20 protein-coding genes are annotated in these 18945 nt (G+C 34.1%); 3 read left to right on the top strand and 17 right to left on the bottom strand.

The window, feature by feature from the left end; genetic code table 11:
* Positions 1–47: 47 nt before the first annotated feature.
* Positions 48–683 (top strand): glycerol-3-phosphate 1-O-acyltransferase PlsY, encoded by a 636-nt coding sequence (gene plsY / locus BCR26_RS11245; protein ID WP_069699089.1) that lies wholly within the window; start codon positions 48–50, stop codon positions 681–683.
* Positions 684–731: 48 nt separating this feature from the next.
* Here the strand turns inward: plsY and BCR26_RS11240 are convergent, their stop codons facing one another.
* The 17 genes from BCR26_RS11240 to BCR26_RS11160 all read right to left on the bottom strand — a co-directional run bounded on the left by BCR26_RS11240 (position 732) and on the right by BCR26_RS11160 (position 17602).
* On the bottom strand, positions 732–1607 hold the full coding sequence (locus tag BCR26_RS11240) for an aldose 1-epimerase family protein (RefSeq protein ID WP_069699088.1): 876 nt from the start codon (positions 1605–1607) through the stop codon (positions 732–734).
* Positions 1608–1623: 16 nt separating this feature from the next.
* Positions 1624–2412, bottom strand: a complete 789-nt coding sequence (gene codY, locus BCR26_RS11235) for a GTP-sensing pleiotropic transcriptional regulator CodY (protein ID WP_069699087.1) — start codon at positions 2410–2412, stop codon at positions 1624–1626.
* A gap of 18 nt (positions 2413–2430) precedes the next feature.
* Positions 2431–3831: an ATP-dependent protease ATPase subunit HslU gene (hslU, locus tag BCR26_RS11230; protein ID WP_069699086.1), complete on the bottom strand. Its 1401-nt coding sequence runs from the start codon at positions 3829–3831 to the stop codon at positions 2431–2433.
* 14 nt (positions 3832–3845) lie between these two features.
* Positions 3846–4394, bottom strand: a complete 549-nt coding sequence (gene hslV, locus BCR26_RS11225) for an HslVU peptidase proteolytic subunit (protein ID WP_069699085.1) — start codon at positions 4392–4394, stop codon at positions 3846–3848.
* Positions 4395–4431: 37 nt separating this feature from the next.
* Positions 4432–5331 carry a tyrosine recombinase XerC gene (xerC, locus tag BCR26_RS11220; RefSeq protein ID WP_069699084.1) on the bottom strand — a complete coding sequence of 300 codons (900 nt, stop codon included), beginning with the start codon at positions 5329–5331 and terminating at the stop codon, positions 4432–4434.
* Between the two features lie 280 nt (positions 5332–5611).
* Positions 5612–6919 carry an FADH(2)-oxidizing methylenetetrahydrofolate--tRNA-(uracil(54)-C(5))-methyltransferase TrmFO gene (gene trmFO, locus BCR26_RS11215; protein WP_069699083.1) on the bottom strand — a complete coding sequence of 436 codons (1308 nt, stop codon included), beginning with the start codon at positions 6917–6919 and terminating at the stop codon, positions 5612–5614.
* Between the two features lie 184 nt (positions 6920–7103).
* Entirely contained in the window at positions 7104–9182 is a 2079-nt protein-coding gene (gene topA, locus BCR26_RS11210; protein ID WP_069699082.1) for a type I DNA topoisomerase, read from the bottom strand.
* A gap of 248 nt (positions 9183–9430) precedes the next feature.
* Positions 9431–10306 carry a DNA-processing protein DprA gene (gene dprA, locus BCR26_RS11205; RefSeq protein WP_069699098.1) on the bottom strand — a complete coding sequence of 292 codons (876 nt, stop codon included), beginning with the start codon at positions 10304–10306 and terminating at the stop codon, positions 9431–9433.
* Positions 10307–10385: 79 nt separating this feature from the next.
* Entirely contained in the window at positions 10386–11150 is a 765-nt protein-coding gene (locus BCR26_RS11200) for a ribonuclease HII (protein WP_069699081.1), read from the bottom strand.
* On the bottom strand, positions 11140–12003 hold the full coding sequence (gene ylqF / locus BCR26_RS11195; protein WP_069699080.1) for a ribosome biogenesis GTPase YlqF: 864 nt from the start codon (positions 12001–12003) through the stop codon (positions 11140–11142). The genes BCR26_RS11200 and ylqF overlap by 11 nt, the downstream gene beginning before the upstream one ends.
* Before the next feature lie 8 nt (positions 12004–12011).
* Positions 12012–12566, bottom strand: coding sequence for a signal peptidase I (gene lepB, locus BCR26_RS11190; protein ID WP_379962675.1), 555 nt, complete (start codon positions 12564–12566; stop codon positions 12012–12014).
* A gap of 192 nt (positions 12567–12758) precedes the next feature.
* Positions 12759–14210 carry a S41 family peptidase gene (locus BCR26_RS11185; protein WP_069699079.1) on the bottom strand — a complete coding sequence of 484 codons (1452 nt, stop codon included), beginning with the start codon at positions 14208–14210 and terminating at the stop codon, positions 12759–12761.
* An 85-nt stretch (positions 14211–14295) separates the two neighbouring features.
* Positions 14296–14514: a YozE family protein gene (locus BCR26_RS11180; RefSeq protein ID WP_069699078.1), complete on the bottom strand. Its 219-nt coding sequence runs from the start codon at positions 14512–14514 to the stop codon at positions 14296–14298.
* Positions 14514–15032, bottom strand: coding sequence for a peptide-methionine (S)-S-oxide reductase MsrA (msrA, locus tag BCR26_RS11175; protein ID WP_069699077.1), 519 nt, complete (start codon positions 15030–15032; stop codon positions 14514–14516). Before msrA ends, BCR26_RS11180 begins: the two co-directional genes overlap by 1 nt.
* Positions 15032–15700, bottom strand: coding sequence for a YpmS family protein (locus BCR26_RS11170; protein WP_069699076.1), 669 nt, complete (start codon positions 15698–15700; stop codon positions 15032–15034). Before BCR26_RS11170 ends, msrA begins: the two co-directional genes overlap by 1 nt.
* A gap of 29 nt (positions 15701–15729) precedes the next feature.
* Positions 15730–16608, bottom strand: coding sequence for an SGNH/GDSL hydrolase family protein (locus BCR26_RS11165; protein WP_069699075.1), 879 nt, complete (start codon positions 16606–16608; stop codon positions 15730–15732).
* Between the two features lie 151 nt (positions 16609–16759).
* Positions 16760–17602, bottom strand: coding sequence for a DegV family protein (locus tag BCR26_RS11160; RefSeq protein WP_069699074.1), 843 nt, complete (start codon positions 17600–17602; stop codon positions 16760–16762).
* A 130-nt stretch (positions 17603–17732) separates the two neighbouring features.
* On the opposite strand from BCR26_RS11160, the gene trhA reads away from it, so the two are divergent.
* Together trhA and BCR26_RS11150 are read left to right on the top strand one after the other, a co-directional pair.
* Positions 17733–18386: a PAQR family membrane homeostasis protein TrhA gene (gene trhA / locus BCR26_RS11155; RefSeq protein ID WP_069699073.1), complete on the top strand. Its 654-nt coding sequence runs from the start codon at positions 17733–17735 to the stop codon at positions 18384–18386.
* Between the two features lie 253 nt (positions 18387–18639).
* On the top strand, positions 18640–18840 hold the full coding sequence (locus BCR26_RS11150; RefSeq protein ID WP_069699072.1) for a hypothetical protein: 201 nt from the start codon (positions 18640–18642) through the stop codon (positions 18838–18840).
* Positions 18841–18945: the final 105 nt, after the last annotated feature.

The raw sequence follows: 18945 nt of genomic DNA, 5'->3' as shown, positions 1-18945 counted from the left end.
TATTCGTGATAAAATGAATGCTAGTTCGAATAGAGAGAGGTTTTTTAATGGAAATATTTTTACTACTTATCTTGGCTTACTTATTAGGTTCAATTCCATCTGGCGTTTGGATTGGAAAAATCTTTTTCAAGAAGGATATTAGGCAATTCGGTAGTGGTAATACAGGAACAACCAATACATTCAGAGTATTAGGTAAAAAAGCCGGAACCACAGTTCTTGCAATGGATATACTAAAAGGAACGTTAGCTACTTCTTTACCGTACTTTTTTGGGATAAGTAACATTAATCCTTTAGTGTTTGGTGTCGTAGCTGTTTTAGGGCATACCTTCCCTATTTTTGCTAGTTTTAAAGGTGGAAAAGCTGTCGCTACAAGTGCTGGAATGATATTGGCTTATAATCCCACATTTTTTGTGTATTCTGCTCTTATTTTTGTTATTTTACTTTATATTACCAGTATGGTTAGTTTAACAAGCATGATTAGTGCTGTACTAATTACTTTATCTACCCTAGTTTTACCTTTTACCATTCCGTTCATTTTGCCAAAAATTGATTGGCTTTTAACAAGTATAGCTATAGCTCTAACTATCTTTATTTTTATGAGACACAGAGAGAACATTAAGCGAATTAAAAACGGGACAGAAAACCGTGTTTCATTTGGTTTAAAAGCGGAGAAGAAAAGCTGAACACAAAGTTCAGCTTTTTTATTATGCCACCATAAACTTAACCTGAAACTATTTTACCGAAATCGTATATTGTGTATTAAATAATTGATTGGTTTCTAGTTGGTTAATTCCTAGCTTATCCTTTAAATTTCCATTTGATTTTAAAGTATCCGCAATTCCACACCAAGGTTCAATACATACAAATGGTGCTTCTTTAGGATAGGGTGACCAAATACCCACATAAGGCATATTTTTATAGCTTAAGGTAACGCCGTGTTCGCTTTCATCAGAAGTAATTGTAAAGGAATTTGTTCCTTTTGTTTCAAAAATAATTGCATCTTTTTCAAACATCTCATGACGTAAATCCAAGCTAGTATTTGTTTGTCCTAACGTTTTATGGTCAAGATCAATGTACGGACCTTCCAGAGGTAGCTGAATTCTTGATTTGAGTGGTGTAAAAGTCAAATAGTAGTCATCAAAAGAAAGATTTTTTTCCAAAGGAACATTGAAAGCAGGATGTCCACCAATAGAGAAATACATTTCTTTAGTTCCTGTATTTTCAACTTGGTAACTAACAATAACACTTTCTTCAATCAATTCATAGGAAAGAATCAATTCAAAATCAAAAGGATATTGTTTTTTTGTTTCTTTTGAGCTTTTCAAAGAGAAAGAAGCTAGTTCTTTGCCATGTTGAATCACTTCAAACAGACTATCTCTAGCGAAACCATGTTGAGACATAGAATAAGTTTGTCCATCATAACTATATTTATCCTCTTTTAAACGACCGACGATTGGAAATAAGACTGGGGCATGTCTTCCCCAGTAAGCTGGATCACCCTGCCATATATATTCCAATTGTGTTTTCTTGGATTTTAAACTGATTAATTCTGCTCCAACTTCTGCAATAGTTGCAACAAGAAATTCATTTTCAATTATTACGGTCACTACTTAACCCTCCTGACTAGTTGTCTTTTTCTAATTCCTCAATAAATTGTTTATTTAATACTTTCAAATAGGTGCCTTTCATTCCTAAAGAACGAGATTCAATAATTCCAGCAGATTCTAGCTTTCTTAAAGCATTGACGATAACTGAACGAGTAATACCAATTTCATCAGCTACATTGGAAGCGGTCAAACGCCCCTCTTCTCCATCTAAAGCTTTAAAAATTGCTTGGACGGCTTTCAGTTCACTGTATGAGAGCGTACTAATTGCCATTTGGACAGCCGTGGCGCTCCGAACTTCAGCTTCAATGCTTCGTGACTGTTGATAAAGTATCTGCATCCCAACAACTGTTGCACTATACTCAGCTAGTACTAGATCATCATCATCAAATGAATTGTCTACTCTGGCTAAGATAATCGTGCCCAAACGTTCTCCAGCCCCAAATATAGGCACAATTGTTGTTAGTCCAAAAGGATATTTTTCTCTAGATTCAATAGGAAATGCCGTTAAGTCACTTGTAATAGGAATATTTGATTCTGTTCGCATAAGACTATCCGCTGCATTTGTATAGCTTTGTGGAAATTTTTTCTCTTGGAACATATTTTTAACTCGCTCATTATTTACGTCGAGTTTTTCATTATACCCTAACAAAACGCCTGTGCTACTTATAATATATGCATTACTATCTAAAATATCGCCCAAAATCATCGCCATTTTATCATAAGGTAAATCTGTTTTTAAATCAAACGTATTTTTTCGTTGTAATAACGTATTGATTTGACGGGTTTGCTCTAATAGTTTAGCCATTTTAACTCCTCCTATTTCTTATAAAATATAACGACTTAAATCTTCATTCTTGATGATATCATTCAGTTTTTCATCTACATAAGCTTCTGTAATTGTAATCTCTCCCATTTGCATATCTGGGGCTTCGAAAAGTAAATCTTCTAATAACCGTTCTAAAATAGTATGGAGTCTTCTTGCACCAATGTTATCAGTATCTTTGTTTACATCATAAGCGATATTTGCAATCCGCTCAATCGCTTCTTTAGTAAAAGTAACAGTCACATTTTCAGTTCCAATTAAAGCAATGTATTGTTTTACAAGGGCGTTATTAGGTTCTGTCAAAATTCTAACGAAATCTTCAGCTGTTAGGTCGTCTAGTTCTACACGAATTGGAAAACGTCCTTGTAATTCAGGGATAAGATCACTTGGTTTAGATAAATGAAATGCACCTGAAGCGATAAATAATATATGGTCTGTTTGAACAGCACCGTATTTAGTGTTCACTTGAGAACCTTCAACAATTGGTAAAATATCTCGTTGAACCCCTTCTCTGGAGACCTCCCCAGAATTTTGTTGACTTTTAGATGTGATTTTATCGAACTCATCGATAAAGATAATTCCGCTGGATTCAGTTAAACGAATCGCTTCGCTATAAATATCGGCATCGTTAACAATTTTTGCAGACTCTTCTTTTACAAGGAGTTCTTGTGCTTCTTTGACGGTTACGGTACGTTCTACTTTTTTCTTTGGAGAAAGAGCGCCTAGTGTTTCGTTTAAATCAATTCCCATTTGTTCTAATCCGTTATTCATTGCAGGCATATTCTTTTTAGGCTCATCAATTTCAATCGTTATTTCCCGATTATCTAAGATCCCTTTTTCTAATTGCTCAAGAATTGTCTTGCGATTCACTTTTATATCTTCGGTGACCTCTTCTTGTTCTTCTTGTGGTTGTTGTGTAGAGTTAAACATCTGCATCATTTGTTCTAGTTGATTGCCAGATTGTTTCTTTTCTTTTTTGATGCCAGGAACGAGTACTTTAACTAAACGATTGTTGGCTTTTTTCAATGCTTGTGAATAAACACGGCTGTATTGCTTCTTCTCAACAATTTGAATCGCATTTTCTAGCAAATCTCTGACCATTGATTCCACATCACGGCCTACATATCCTACTTCAGTGAATTTTGTGGCTTCTACTTTTACAAATGGTGCATTGACGATTGTTGCAAGTCGTCTTGCAATTTCAGTCTTCCCTACACCTGTTGGACCGATCATCAACATGTTTTTTGGTGTGACATCTTGTTGCATTTGTTCTTCTAATTGTAATCGGCGATAGCGATTTCGAAGTGCTACTGCAACTGATTTCTTTGCTGTTTCTTGTCCTATGATATATTCATCTAGTTGTTTGACAATTTCTCTGGGTGTTTTATTTAATTCGTTCATATTCATCCCTCGTCTTATATTTCTTCTACAATAATGTTGTGATTTGTAAATACGCAGATATCCGCTGCAATAGTTAAAGCATTTTTGGCAATTTCTTTAGCAGTAAGATTTTCACTACCGAATTGTTTCATCGCTCTAGCTGCTGATAAGGCAAAATTTCCACCTGATCCTATTGCTAAGATGCCATCATCAGGTGTAATCACTTCGCCAGTTCCTGAAACTAATAGCATTTCTTTTTTGTTCATTACGATTAACATTGCTTCTAATTTTTGCATGGATTGCTGCGTCCGCCACTCTTGTGCTAGTTGAACTGCTGCTCGTGTCAAGTTACCATTATATTCATTCAATTTACCTTCAAATTTTTCTTCTAATGTAAATGCATCAGCAACGCTACCAGCAAAACCAACGATTACTTCATCGTTATAGATACGTCGTACTTTTTTTGCTGTACCTTTCATAACAACAGACTCACCCATTGTCACTTGGCCATCGCCTGCCATTGCAAATTTACCATTTTTTTCAACTGCACAAATCGTTGTTGAATGAAATTGTGATTCTACCATTTATGTTTCCTCCTGTACCTCTCAGTTTGCATTTGTATCATGCTCTCGGATGAAAGGTTCGATAATTTTTTTGTAAGCTTTCTTTTGTTACATGAGCATAAATCTGCGTTGTAGATAAATTCGCGTGTCCAAGCAGTTCTTGAACCGTTCTCATATCAGCTCCGTTATTTAATAAATGAGTCGCAAAAGTATGTCTAAGCATGTGAGGATGAATATCGCTGTTTAAAGTACTTTTTTTAATTAGTTGATTCAGCACGTATTCAATCCCTGTCGGAGTAATTTGTTCTCCATGATGATTAATAAAGACATAGTTATGTTCTTTTCCATATTTTGTCATTAGAATTGCACGCCCATAGTCTAGATACTCTTTTAAAGAATCAGATGCAAAAGAACCAAATGGAACATATCTATCCTTATTCCCTTTTCCGTGAATAAGCAGGACTCCAGCAGAAAAATCAATTGCTTGCAAAGTGAGATTGGCACACTCGCTCACTCGAATACCGGTACCGTATAATATTTCTAATAATGCTTGATTTCTTAAATCAAGAGGTCTGGTTCCTTGGGCACTTTCAAAAAGAGCATCCATTTCTTTTTCGTAAAAAAATCTTGGCAAACGTAATTGCTTTTTTTTCATATGAACATAAGAAAAAGGGTTTTCTTTGATTTCTTCATTTTTAAGTAAAAACTGATAAAACGACCGCAAACTTGCTATTTTCCGACTAATGGAATTTCTGCTGTACTTTTTATCATATAGAAAACTTAAATAAGTTCTGACATCTAAATGATCTACAGCAAGATAGTTATTATCGCCAGATGCTTTCAAAAAGTCTAAAAAATCACACAAATCTTCATTGTAAGCAATTTTTGTTTTTTCCGAATATCCTTTCTCAACAATTAGATAACTTAAAAACAGTTCGTGCCAATTTTTCGTTGCCATGAAACCCCCTCCATCAAATTACAAAGTAACTTTAGCATAACGATTTGGAAAAAACAAATGAATTGTCAGAATTTAATCAATATTTTCAACTTTAGTAACAATTTATTCACAATTATGATAAAGGCTTAAAAAAATCATTTTAAAACTCTTATTTAATTCAAAGAAATCATGAAAGAAGTAACTTAGTAAAAATGACCTTAACGAAAGTACCGACCTCCAAAATTTAGATTTTTAGGTCTAACTTTCGGAGGTCGGTACAAATTAAGATCTTTTTTTGTAACTATTTTAGACTTGCAATCATTTTTTCTTGTACATCTAGCGCACGATCTGCAATGGCTTGATAACGATCTTTTTTATCTTTAATTCTTTCTGGTAGCTCTGGAAATAAGCCGAAGTTTGCATTCATCGGTTGGAAATGTTTGCCTTCTGCGTGGGTAATGTAGTAAGCCATACTGCCAAGTGCTGTTTCTCTAGGGAAAGTTATCAGTTCTTTATTTTGAGCCAGTCTAGCAGCGTTAATTCCTGCTAACAAACCACTTGCAGCACTTTCTACATATCCTTCGACTCCTGTCATTTGTCCTGCAAAAAATAAATCGTCTCTTTTTTGTGATTGATAGGTTGGCTTTAATAACTCAGGTGAGTTCATAAAACTATTCCTATGCATTACACCATAGCGGACAAATTCTGCATTCTCTAGTCCTGGAATCATTTGGAAAACGCGCTTTTGCTCTCCCCATTTTAAATGAGTTTGGAAGCCAACGATATTATACAGAGAAGCTGCTGCGTTATCTTGGCGTAATTGAATGACAGCATAGGGTCTTTTTCCTGTTTTAGGGTCTTCCAATCCAACAGGTTTCATAGGTCCAAAAAGCATTGTTTTAATTCCACGTTTTGCCATCACTTCAATCGGCATACACCCTTCAAAGAATTTTTCTTTTTCAAAAGTTTTTAAAGGGACAACCTCTGCATTTACTAAAGCCTCATGGAACGCGTTAAATTCTTCTTCAGACATTGGACAATTCAAATAAGCCGCTTCCCCTTTGTCATAACGAGATTTTAAGTACACTTTGTCCATATCAATGGTTGATTTATCAATAATGGGTGCTGCTGCATCATAAAAATAGAAGCCATCTGAACCGTTAAATGCTTTTATCTCTTCAGCTAGAGGTTCTGAAGTTAGAGGTCCAGTAGCAATAATTGTAATCCCTTCTGGAATTTTGGTGATTTCTTCTTTTTTTATAGTAATTAATGGATGATTTATGATTCTATCTGTAATTTCTTGAGAGAAACAATCTCTGTCAACCGCTAATGCTCCACCAGCAGGAACGGCTGTTTTATCTGCTCCGCTAATAATAATGGAATCTAAACGTCGCATCTCTTCTTTTAAAACACCTACTGCATTTGTTAAGCTATTTCCTCGTAACGAATTGGAACAAACCAATTCAGCGAAATTTTCAGTTTGGTGTGCAGGGGTATTTTTTACAGGGCGCATTTCATATAAAGTGACTGGAACTCCCGCTTGAGCTACTTGCCAAGCCGCTTCACTGCCAGCTAAACCTGCACCTATAATTGTTACAGAATTACTCATATATATCCTCTTTTCTTACGATTGATTTTATTTACTTAAGTATGAATAGCGAATAGAAATTTTTCTTTTGAGAATAAAGAAGAGATTCCCAAAAATTTATGAAACAATTTTCGTAAACCTCTTCCTATTTACTGCTTTAAAAAAATTGATATGTTTCTAGCATTTCAAAAATAATTTGTACGTATTATTTTTGAACGTCTTCTTCATAATCCCCATCAATACATACGACTTGTTTGCCGCCTTTGACTTTCTTCTCAACTAGATATTTTCCACATTTTGGACAAGGGCGTCCTACTGGCTTATCCCAAGAAGTGAAATCACAATCTGGGTATCGACTACAGCCATAAAAAATTCGGTTCTTTTTAGATTTTCGCTCAATCACTTGCCCTTCGTTACAAATAGGACAGGTAACGCCGATTTCTTTCACGATAGCTTTTGTATTGCGGCAATCAGGAAAATTACTACAAGCATAGAATTTACCATAACGGCCTAGCTTAATAACCATTGGATGACCACAAAGCTCGCAATCAAAGCCAGCAGGCTCATCTTTAATTTGAATTTTTTCTATTTTTTCTTCCGCATTAGTTAGTTCTTTTTCAAACGGTTGGTAGAATCGGTCAACTACTTGAACCCATTTTTCTTTACCTTCACCGATATTGTCTAAATCCCCTTCCATCGAAGCTGTGAAGTGAACATCAACGATTTGTGGGAAAAACTCAACAATTAAAGAATTAACAATTTCGCCTAATTCAGTAGGCTCAAAGCGTTTGTTTGTAAGCTTGACATAATATCTTCTTTGAATTGTTTCTAATGTTGGAGCGTAGGTAGATGGACGTCCTACGCCGTTTTCTTCTAGCGCACGGATTAATGTCGCTTCGCTAAAGCGAGCTGGTGGCTGAGTGAAGTGTTGTTTCGGTTCGATATCAACCGCTTTAACTTCATCCCCTACAGCTAAATCAGGTAAAATATTATCTTTTTCTTCTTTACCGTCATCTCTTCCCTCAACGTAAACTTGCATAAAACCTTTGAATTTTACTTTTGAACCGTTAGCAATGAAGACTACGCCATTATGTTCTAGAGTTACTTTCATAGTATCTAAAACAGCAGGAGTCATTTGGCTGGCAACTAATCTTGACCAAATTAATGTATATAATTTTAGTTGGTCTTTATCTAAATACTGCTTTATTTCATCAGGAGATCTTAGAACGCTTGAAGGACGAATCGCTTCATGGGCATCTTGAGCGCCTTGGGCATTTTTTGTTTTGCGAGTGCCGTGCGCAGAAAATTCAGGACCATAATTTTTTTCGATATATTCCGCAGTTTCTGCTTTTGCTGAGTCGGCAATTCTAGTTGAATCAGTACGCATATAAGTGATTAGCCCAACAGTTCCTTGTTTTCCTAAAGCAATTCCCTCATAAAGTTGTTGTGCTACCATCATGGTTTTCCGTGTTCTAAAGTTCAATTTCCGGGCAGCTTCTTGTTGTAAACTACTGGTGGTAAAAGGGAGAGCTGGGTTACGTTTCCGCTCTTTCTTTTCAACTTTGGTTACTTGATAATCTTTTCCATTAATCCGATCAGTGACTTCTTTAACAGATTTTGCATCAGGTAATTTTTTCTTTTTGCCATCTAAGCCCCAGAAATTAGCTTTAAACTTTTTCTTCGCTTTCTGGAAATTACCGTCAATACTCCAATATTCTTCTGGTTTAAACTTGCGAATATCATTTTCACGATCAATAATAATTTTTAATGCAACGGATTGTACACGACCAGCACTTAATCCTTTTTTTACCTTACGCCATAAAATTGGGCTGATGGAATATCCTACTAATCTGTCTAATATCCGACGAGCTTGTTGCGCGTCAACTAAGTCGAGATTAATACTTCTAGGTTCTTTAAAAGCTGCTTTTACAGCTTCTTTAGTAATTTCATTGAACACTACTCGGTTTTTATCTTCTAAATCTAGTCCTAGTAAAAATGCTAGGTGCCAGGCGATTGCTTCCCCTTCTCTATCCGGATCGGCTGCGAGATAAACTTTTTCAGCTTTTTTTGCAGCGGCTTTCAGACTTTTTATGACATCGCCTTTGCCCCGAATTGAGATATAATGAGGCTCATAGTTATTTTCAATATCAATTCCCATCTTACTTTTTGGTAAATCGCGGATATGTCCCACACTGGCAACAACCTTATAATTTCTTCCTAAATATTTTTCAATTGTTTTTGCTTTTGCAGGTGATTCCACAATCACAAGATATTTATACGCCATTCAATGTCTGGCTCCTTTCACTTGACAAAGTCCTTCTATATTATCTAAGAAAATAATGAACAATTTTTACATCATTTTCACTATTTCAAGTATGAATTAAAATGGATGCCTGTTGGATAAATTTACAAGGATTATTAACTTAAATCTTCTATTTTATAGGCACATTATTCTTAGCTCATATATTCACAGTAAATCGTAGTCCATCATATTCTATTCATCCTACCTTTGTCAAGGATTGATACATTTTTTTAGTTAAAATAGTTTAATTCATTGATAATATCATCGGCAGAAACGGTACATTTAGCACCTTCTTGAATCAAAGAATGACACCCAGAAAAATAATTGTTAAAAATCTCTCCTGGTACAGCAAAAACTTCTCGGCCGTAATCTAAAGCGGATTGTGCTGTAATAAGTGACCCGCTTTTTTTTCGGGCTTCTACTACACAAGTTCCTAGTGTTAATCCTGCAATGATTCGATTTCTAGCTGGAAAATGATATTTTTTAGCTTGTGTGCCGTTTGGATACTCACTGATTACTAATTGCTCATCCATCATTTTATTTTGGAGGCTTTTCATTTCTTTTGGATAACAGATATCTAGACCTGTTCCGATAATGCCAATTGTATTTCCTTTAGCTTTAATTGTCGAAAGATGACTAGCACTATCAATTCCCTTAGCTAAGCCGCTAACAATCGTATAGCCTTGAGCAACTAGATCTGGGATAAAATGATTTACGACGTTTATTCCGTAGTTAGAAGCGAAACGAGCCCCAACAATTGCAAGACTTTTCTCTTTTAAAAGAGAGAGATTTCCTTCGTAAAATAAAACAGCTGGGCAATTATAAATTTCTTTTAATTGCGAAGGATATTCTTCATCCAAAATAGTTATGAATCTATGTTCTTTTTGAAAGGAGTCTAGTGTTTCACCTCTTTCAGTTAATGTGTTCCAAGAATTTAAAAAAGTTTGACTATATGTGGTGATTTGAGCAATCTGCATAATTTCATATTTTGTTAAATGGCTATTTCCGTGATTCAAATAATAAGAAATAATCTTTAACATTCCGAGGTTTCCAATTCCCTGACACAAAACTAGTTTAAATAGCAAATCTTTTATCTTTTTATCCATAAAAAAACCTTCTTTCACAAATTTTTCCTCATATAATAAGTATTTGCGAAAAAAAGCTTTTTCAACTAAATATAATTTTTTACATATTTTTTATAGGAGCAAATGTTTTTCTATGAATGGGACAAATACCAAGATTTTCCAATCCTAATAGATGTTCTTTTGTTCCATAACCAGCATTATTTTCAAACCCATAACCTGGATATCTTTTAGCATAATCTTCCATTAACCGATCTCTCGTAACTTTAGCAATGATACTTGCTGCAGCAATAGAAATTGAACGTGCATCTCCTTTAATAATACTCTCTTGCGGAATATTAACTTCTAATTTCATTGCATCTATTAACAAGTAATCTGGCACAAAGCTTAAATCTTCTAATGCCTTTCCCATTGCTATTTTTGTAGCTTGATAAATATTCACTTCATCAATAATTTTCTGGCTTACAACGCCAAGTCCTATGGAAATCGCTTGATCTTGTATTTGGTTGTATAATTCATCACGTTTTTTTGTAGAAAGTTTTTTTGAATCATTGACTCCTAGTAAAGTACAATTATCAGGCAAAATTACTGCTGCAGCTACCACTGGCCCAGCTAAAGGACCACGTCCAACTTCATCAATCCCAGCAATTAGTCGATGTCCGTTGCGATAAGCGGCTTTTTCAAATTGTTTCATTTCTTCATAGCGTTTCAATTCATTTTCTGTACGAATTCGTTGTTTTTCCCATTGAGAAAGTGCTTGTTTCACTCCTGAACGTTGATCGCTTTTCCAAAGAGTAATTCTTTCATCTGAAGGACTGGTTATCTCTTTAAGAGCTTTCTTTATGTCTTGAATAGATTCATTTTTCATTTATGGTTGCTCCTAATTCTTCCCAACGATCCAAAGTATATGAACCTAGTTTTCCACTTCTTATTTCTTGTATAATCATTTCACTAGCACGATCGTAATCCTCTTTATAACCACGTTTTTTACTAATTAACATTAATAATTCAGCTGTTGGCAAAAAAGTCTCTTCTTCTGTCAAATTATACCGATTAGCTAAACGGGCTGGATAAAAACGAGCAAAAAATTGTAGTCCATACATTGCTAACTCATCTAAATGTAAAAGCTGATCTTTGATTGCTCCTGTTAAGGCAAGTTTTTTTCCGATTTCTTGGTCTTCAAATTTGGGCCACAGTATTCCAGGCGTGTCTAAAAGCTCCAAATCGGTTCCAGAACGTAACCACTGTTGCCCCTTTGTTACACCAGGTTTATTCCCTGTTATCGCTATTTTTTTTCCAACTAATCGATTCATTAAAGTGGATTTTCCTACATTAGGAATACCAATACACATTGCACGAATTGCACGAGGTTTCAGTCCTTTTGACCGTTCTCTAGCTAGTTTTTCTTTTAGTGCTTTTTTTGCTTCAGGAACGATTTTATTAACCCCTTTATTTTGTTGAGCATTAATAACTAAAGTATGATACCCTTGTTCTGAAAAATATTGTTGCCATTTTTTATTTTGGTCGGCATCAGCTAAATCGCCTTTGTTCAATAAAATCAATCTTGGTTTTTGTTGAACAATTTGATCCATCATGGGATTTCTAGAAGATAATGGTAATCGAGCATCAATTAACTCGAAAACAATATCTACATATTTAATTTTTTCGCTTACTTCTCTCCTGGCTTTCGCCATATGTCCTGGAAACCATTGTATTGTCATATTTTCACCTATCTTGGAATAATTTTCATATGCTGAATTGGATAATAAACAAATTGTGCTTTGCCTAATATATATTGTTTTTTTATTGCACCAAAAGAGCGACTGTCTTTGGACATACGTCGATTATCTCCTAAAACAAAATAACTATCTTCTGGTAATCTATCCCGATTAGTTAAATCGATTAAATTAAAGTTTGTCGTGTAAGGTGCAGTTTCATGATCTTTTCTTTTGTTCTTTTCTAAAAAATGTTCTTCTACAGGCTGATTGTTAATGAATAACTGATCATCTTCATAGCGAATGTCATCTCCAGGTAAACCAATAACACGTTTAATGTAAATAGAATTGTCTGGTAATTTAAAGACAACAACATCAAATCGTTTAATGGAAGTAAACTTTTCCATTAAAACCATATCTCCTTGGCTAAGTGTCTTTTTCATAGAATTTCCATCTACTGGTACAGGAATAAGGATAAATCCTCTCAAAATAAATAAGAAAATCAGTGAAGGAAAAAGTACTTTAATGAAAAACATAAGACGACGTGTATACTGATCTTTTTTATCCAATTATTTTCTAAACACCTTTCCTTAGTTTCCTTAATTATAATTGAAATTCAACAAAACATGCGACTATTTTAATCAAATATTCCCTAAAAGAATAGTAAATTAGAATAAAGAAAAGAAAATTTTGCGCTATTAATAGTTAGAATACTAACTTGTTTTTCTTGCAATTTCTTTCTCATACACTAGTTCTAAGAGCTATTTTTCTTCTTTTAATTGTTTTTTTATTTCTTCAATCGCTTTTTTATAAGAAACATCGTTTTCTTTTATTTTCTCTAGAAGAGATAGTTCAAGCTGGTTTGCTGTTTCTTCATTGATTTCACCCGTCGGTTGCAATCCTGCTTCTTGTTGTGCCTTTTCGACTGCAAGTTTTGTTTTCTCAGAAAAATCCTTACTATCTTTATCTACATCGTAACCTAAACCATTTAAGACCGCATTAATATTCTTAATAGCCGGAGATGAATTCCCTTGTTTCCAAGTGTTGATTCTTGAAATGGGCATTAAATAAGCATATTCAGGATAATCAGCTTTAATAGTCGGTTCTAATCCTTTTTCATGGATCCATTTACCGGTTGGTGTTAACCACTTCAAGACAGTTAGTTTAATTTCACTTTTATCATTTAAATCTTTCACGGTTTGTACAGTACCTTTACCAAATGTTTTGGTGCCGATAATTTCTTTATTACCTGATTCTTTCAATGCTGCTGCAAAGATTTCAGAAGCACTTGCACTCCCTTCATTCACTAGAACAACAGTTGGTTCAGTTACTTTAAAGCCACCATCTAATTCTTTTGAAGCTTCTTTTTTCATTTTATTTCCATTTTTGTCTTCAAACTGAATAATTGTTTGGCCATCTTTTAGAAACATACTTGCCATTTTTTCTACTTGATCTAGTAATCCACCTGGGTTTTGACGTACGTCAATAATAAATGATTTAGCGCCATCTTTTCGTAATGTTGTAATCATTTTTTTTAATTCATCAAAGGTATTTTCATTGAAAGAAGTAATTCTGATATTCCCGATTTCTTTATTTTCTTTGTCTAAGTCGCCTTTTACAGTTTCTATCGGAATAGTGTCTCTGATTATTTTTACTTCAAAAACTTCACTTTTTCGCTCAACAGTCAGACGAACTTCTGTTCCTTTTTTTCCACGTATTTTATCGACAACTTCAGATAATGTTTTTCCTTCGGTACTTTCTCCATCTACTTCTAAAATAGCATCATCTGTTTTTAAACCAGCTTTGGCCGCTGGAGAATCTTCAACAGGCGATTGAGCTACAGTCGGTAAATTATTCACTAAGCTCATAGTAGCGCCAATTCCTTCAAAACTACCTAACAGACTTTGGTTTAAATCTTTGGCCTCAGGTTCAATTAAATAACTAGAATATGGATCATCTAATGCTTTTGTCATTCCTTCTAATGCACCGTCCACTAAAGCTTTTTTATCAACTTTTCCAATATAGTTCGTCAAAATTTCATCATATAAAGACTGTATTTTGGCTAAATCTTCATTTTTAACAGTAGTTTCTTGGCTCTCGATTTTTTTTACTTGTTGATTAAAATAGATATATGATCCACCGCCAGCCAAAAATGCAACGCAAACAATAGATATTATATATTGATGATATGGAACTTGCCGTTTATTTTTCATAGTGTCAACTCTTTTCTTGATTTTCATAATACATAACTCTCAGTTTAACATGAAAAAAAAAGAAGGAAAAGCTTTCCTCCATTTTTTAACGATTATTTTCGAGATATTTTTCCCATAAATCATCAAACGTATGCATGTTTGTTAGATAATCTCCATTCATTTCTAAATAGGAAGATAACTCTTCGTAATCTTCCGACTGCTTAGGAAACTGGATATCTTTAGCAGCGTGATTAGCAAAGTCCGTTTCATCGTTTTTCTTCGGTCCTTTTAACGTCATTAAATAGTGGTAAAAACTTCTTCTCATTAATCTGCCCTCCAGTAACTATCAATAAATTCTTTCCGTTTTTGATGGGCTTTTTCAAATTGTTGTGGCTCTTTTTTATAGAATTCTTGATGATACTCTTCAGCAGGGTAAAAAGGTTTTACAGGTTCTATTTTAGTTACGATGGACTTATCGAAGCGACCACTATTTTCAAGCTCTTTTTTACTTTTTTCTGCGACTTCCTTCTGCTCTAGTCCACTATAAAAAATAACAGGTCGGTAATTATCTCCTCGATCTTCAAATTGACCTAATGCATCAGTAGGATCTGTTTGTTGCCAATAGATTGCTAGTAGTTCATTGTACGAAATGATAGTGGGATCAAATTCAATTTTGACGGCTTCAGTATGACCTGTAGTACCAGTCAGCACTTCTTTGTAAGTTGGATTTGATTTTTCACCACCAGTATAGCCTGAGGTTATTTTTAGAATACCTGGCCATTGATCAAAAGGCTTAATCATGCACCAAAAGCAACCTCCTGCAAAAATAGCCGTTTCTTTCATTAATCATTCTCCTTTGAAGAAGTCTCGTTGTTTTCTTTTGGTAAGTAGATATTCATTCGAATGTCATCATCGACTAAATTTATTTTTTCAGCGCGAACAAATAGGCCATTTTGCATTCTAAATTGATCTAAACGCAATAAAATCAGGCTCTCACTAGGATCTACTTCAACCCAATTCGGTAGTTTATAATCTCTTTGAACAAATTTTAATATCTCTTTGATTGGTAGTCCCAAAGTTCCGATAGATAAACTTTTGGCTTTCAATTGCACATTTCCATCATTCATGACATATGGATCAAAATATAAATAAAATTGAATCGGATGCCCTAACACGTTAAAGGTACCATTAAGTAAGGCTTCATTTTCTAAATAGAATTTATACTTTATATCTGATCCCTCTTGAAAGTCACTTAGAAAGAAATCTATCAGATCATTTACTTGTTGTTTGTTTGATTGCATTGTTAAGACTGGCTTTCCCTGTCTATCAGCTATTGGAGCAGGTCGATAATTTGGTTCCCTAACTTGAGTAACTCTTAGCCCAATAAAAGCACAGGTTCCAATTAATATTCCAATCATGATTAAGAAAGCTACTTTCCAACGATTTACTTTTTGAGGTACCTTTTTTTTCTTTCTAACGCTTTTTTCTTTATTGTTTTCTTTTTCTGCCATTTCCTATTCACTTCCTATTCACTTCCTATCTATTTAGGTAACCATCTGTTTTGTGTTCTGATTATTTCATCTCGAAGAGCACTTGCCATAATTTGATACCCTAAATTATTTGGATGAAAACGATCTTCTTCGTAAAGAGCGTCATTTTTATTGTTTGAATTACCACTGGGCTCTGAAGTTTCATCATTACTTACAATGGCAACATCACCATTTGTTCCTTTATACAATAAATCATTGATTGGGATAAAATACGCATTATCTTGTTCAGATACAGTTTCTTTAGTACCATTATTCCAAACGTCAACAATATCTTGCATTTCAATTAAGTCCTCAAAATATAAATAAAAAGGATTGTAAATTCCTAAAACATAAATCGGTGCCTGATCATTGTACTTACGAATTTCCTTAAATATATTTTCTACTACTTTTTGGTAATTTTTTAAGGGTTTTTCAAAGGAATTTTTGGTCAATTTAAAAATGTCTCCTTTGACAACTTTCATTAGATCATTCCCACCCACGGTAAGTGTAATAATATCAGCAGATTGAAGACTTTTTTGTATTTCTTCATTCTTTTTGATTCGTTTAAGGATTTGATCACTTCGATCACCATTTTTTCCAAAATTATCTGTTTCTACCCCATTCAAATCATATTTTTCTTGCAAATCTTTTGCAACAAGAGGAACAAAACCGCCAGAATTCGTTAAATCGCCAATCCCTTCTGTCAAAGAGTCCCCAATCGCGACGAAATGAATTACCTCTTTTGCATTTGATTTTTTTTCTTGCTTGACTCCGGTTCCTAATAGAGGAGTAGCCTTCGGAATAACTATCAGTAAAATTAGAAAGAATAGTATTGCAACTATAAAAGAGCAGGCAAATCCCTTCCAACTTTTTAAAATAAAATTTTTCATTGTAAACCTTCCTTTGATCAAAAAAACTTAAATTTGTTAGTTCTTAATTCATTAGATTAAAAGACCCCACAATGATTTTTATACATTGTGCGGCTTTTAATCTAATGAATGAATTGACTAACTTTTTCACACTGTTTTATCTCACTCTAAATTAATCCTTATAATACATAATCGCAAATGCACCTTTACCTGTATGAGTCGCGATGACAGGATTAGTGTGTAAAACAGGAATCTCCATATCTGGAAAGAGCGACTGTAGCTCGTCTTTGAAATGTGTAGCTAATTCTAAACCGTCTGCATACGAAATCCCAATTTGTCTGAGGTTAGGTAATTTTACTAATTCATTCTTAAGTTCCTCAAACCACTTATTAAATGTTTTGATCCCTCGACCTTTAGCTACTGGGACTAACTCTGTATCTATCATGTTCATCACTACTTTTACATTAAAAAGATTTGATAATAAGCCTGTTGTTCGACTGATCCTTCCGCCTTTTACAAGGTTGTCCAATGTTGAAATTCCAATGAGCAATTTAGTGTTTTCTTTGACATGTTTAATTTCAGCTAAGATTTCAGGAACATCCGCCCCGTTTTCAGCTAATTTTGCTGCTTGGATTACTTGGAATGATAAAGCTTGATCTGTAAAATCACTGTCAATAACAGTAACATTACTTGAACTCAAATTGCTGGCTTGTCTAGCAGCTTCAACTGTGCCGCTTAGAGCTTGAGTCATATGAATAGAAACAATGGCACTACCATCTTCTCCTAAGCGATCATAGAGTTCTACGAATTCTCCTATCGGTGGTTGACTTGTTTTAGGTAAAGCTTTGGCCTTTTCCATCATGTCCATGAACTTCTCGCCTTCCAAATGATCATCATCTGGGTAAACAACTCCATCAATCATCACAGATAATGGAATCATGTGAATGTTTAAATCATCTCTCACATTTTTCAACATTGTGCATGAAGAATCTGTTACAATCTTAACTTTTCTCATAATTTTATCACTCTTTCTTTAAAAACAACCTCAATTCATGGTAGAATACCATAGAGGTATAAATGTCTGGTTATAGTATAACAGACACAGAATTATTTTTCATCAAATTAAAATGAAGGAAGCTGATTTTATGGAAAAAATAAAATTTTCTAGAAAATATATGATTCTAAATGAAGTCCTCAATGCTGTTACTCATGGGATTGGTGCAGGGTTAAGCATCGCTGGACTGGTTATCTTACTAGTAAAAGGAGCAAGGCTAGGATCGGCAGTCCATGTTGTTTCTTATGCTTTATATGGCTCAACGTTAATTTTACTGTTCCTCTCCTCCACTTTATTTCACAGTTTAATCTTTACTAAAGCAAAAAAAGTTTTTCAGGTTTTTGATCATAGTTCTATTTTTTTACTTATTGCAGGTAGCTACACTCCTTATTGCCTATTAAGTATTCAAGGCTGGTTAGGCTGGCTACTTTTTATATTAATTTGGACTATGGCTATCGGTGGTGTAGTTTACAAATCGTTAACTCTTCATAAACAAGAAACAGTTAAAAACATATCAACGATTATCTACATCATTATGGGCTGGTTATGCTTGATTGCCGCTAAACCACTGTACAACTCACTTGGAACGACAGGAATTGTATTATTAGTTGCAGGTGGGGTTTCTTATACCTTAGGAGCAGCATTTTACAGTTTGAAAAATGTTCGCTTCATGCATGTAGTATGGCATTTGTTCGTCATGTTAGGCGCAGGATTTATGTATTTTTCAATTCTCTTTTTCACATAAGAATAACCGAAAGCTTGTATTTAAACCTGAAAAAGTTTAAGTATAAGCTTTTTTCATAGTTTCTAATACTTGTTTAGATCCAAAATGTATCTTTACAAAATTATCTTAGCCAAACTTTAGAAAAACGATTCAAGCAACTTTCTCTAAAAAAAATAGTTTTTACTTAATTATCTCTTTACAAAACGAACAAACATTCGTATAATAGATTTATGAACACTTGTTCGCTTTTTTAAAAAACTATGAGGTGATAAAAATGAAATCAATTCGACGTGGTGGCTTACTATTTTTTGTTTTGTTTATTGGGATTTTATTAGGAACTTTAGGAATACAGTCTGCCTTGCTTATTGTTAGTCCTCTTTTCATTATATGGTTCATGCTTTGGGATGAAAAACAATATACACAGGTTAAAAAGAAATATGACCATTCAAATTACAATTATCGGAAATATCCTTAATAGAGCTAAAGAGAGTGGGACAATAAACTACTATTTATAGAAAACAGAGACGATTTTGACTATTATTATCAAAATCGTCTCTGTTTTTTCTTTTGAAAGAGCTTT

The sequence above is a fragment of the Enterococcus rivorum genome (assembly GCF_001742285.1).
In the GTDB taxonomy this organism is placed as follows: domain Bacteria; phylum Bacillota; class Bacilli; order Lactobacillales; family Enterococcaceae; genus Enterococcus_L; species Enterococcus_L rivorum.
The sequence above is the reverse complement of the archived record's forward strand: the minus strand, read 5'-3'. Positions and strand labels throughout refer to the sequence as shown.

Excerpts from the sequence above, each read along its gene's own strand:
- plsY (WP_069699089.1), top strand. The coding sequence starts at position 48 with ATGGAAATATTTTTACTACTTATCTTGGCTTACTTATTAGGTTCAATT.
- codY (WP_069699087.1), bottom strand. The coding sequence starts at position 2,412 with ATGGCTAAACTATTAGAGCAAACCCGTCAAATCAATACGTTATTACAA.
- hslU (WP_069699086.1), bottom strand. The coding sequence starts at position 3,831 with ATGAACGAATTAAATAAAACACCCAGAGAAATTGTCAAACAACTAGAT.
- hslV (WP_069699085.1), bottom strand. The coding sequence starts at position 4,394 with ATGGTAGAATCACAATTTCATTCAACAACGATTTGTGCAGTTGAAAAA.
- xerC (WP_069699084.1), bottom strand. The coding sequence starts at position 5,331 with ATGGCAACGAAAAATTGGCACGAACTGTTTTTAAGTTATCTAATTGTT.
- trmFO (WP_069699083.1), bottom strand. The coding sequence starts at position 6,919 with ATGAGTAATTCTGTAACAATTATAGGTGCAGGTTTAGCTGGCAGTGAA.
- topA (WP_069699082.1), bottom strand. The coding sequence starts at position 9,182 with ATGGCGTATAAATATCTTGTGATTGTGGAATCACCTGCAAAAGCAAAA.
- dprA (WP_069699098.1), bottom strand. The coding sequence starts at position 10,306 with ATGGATAAAAAGATAAAAGATTTGCTATTTAAACTAGTTTTGTGTCAG.
- BCR26_RS11200 (WP_069699081.1), bottom strand. The coding sequence starts at position 11,150 with ATGAAAAATGAATCTATTCAAGACATAAAGAAAGCTCTTAAAGAGATA.
- ylqF (WP_069699080.1), bottom strand. The coding sequence starts at position 12,003 with ATGACAATACAATGGTTTCCAGGACATATGGCGAAAGCCAGGAGAGAA.
- BCR26_RS11185 (WP_069699079.1), bottom strand. The coding sequence starts at position 14,210 with ATGAAAAATAAACGGCAAGTTCCATATCATCAATATATAATATCTATT.
- BCR26_RS11180 (WP_069699078.1), bottom strand. The coding sequence starts at position 14,514 with ATGAGAAGAAGTTTTTACCACTATTTAATGACGTTAAAAGGACCGAAG.
- msrA (WP_069699077.1), bottom strand. The coding sequence starts at position 15,032 with ATGAAAGAAACGGCTATTTTTGCAGGAGGTTGCTTTTGGTGCATGATT.
- BCR26_RS11170 (WP_069699076.1), bottom strand. The coding sequence starts at position 15,700 with ATGGCAGAAAAAGAAAACAATAAAGAAAAAAGCGTTAGAAAGAAAAAA.
- BCR26_RS11165 (WP_069699075.1), bottom strand. The coding sequence starts at position 16,608 with ATGAAAAATTTTATTTTAAAAAGTTGGAAGGGATTTGCCTGCTCTTTT.
- BCR26_RS11160 (WP_069699074.1), bottom strand. The coding sequence starts at position 17,602 with ATGAGAAAAGTTAAGATTGTAACAGATTCTTCATGCACAATGTTGAAA.
- trhA (WP_069699073.1), top strand. The coding sequence starts at position 17,733 with ATGGAAAAAATAAAATTTTCTAGAAAATATATGATTCTAAATGAAGTC.
- BCR26_RS11150 (WP_069699072.1), top strand. The coding sequence starts at position 18,640 with ATGAAATCAATTCGACGTGGTGGCTTACTATTTTTTGTTTTGTTTATT.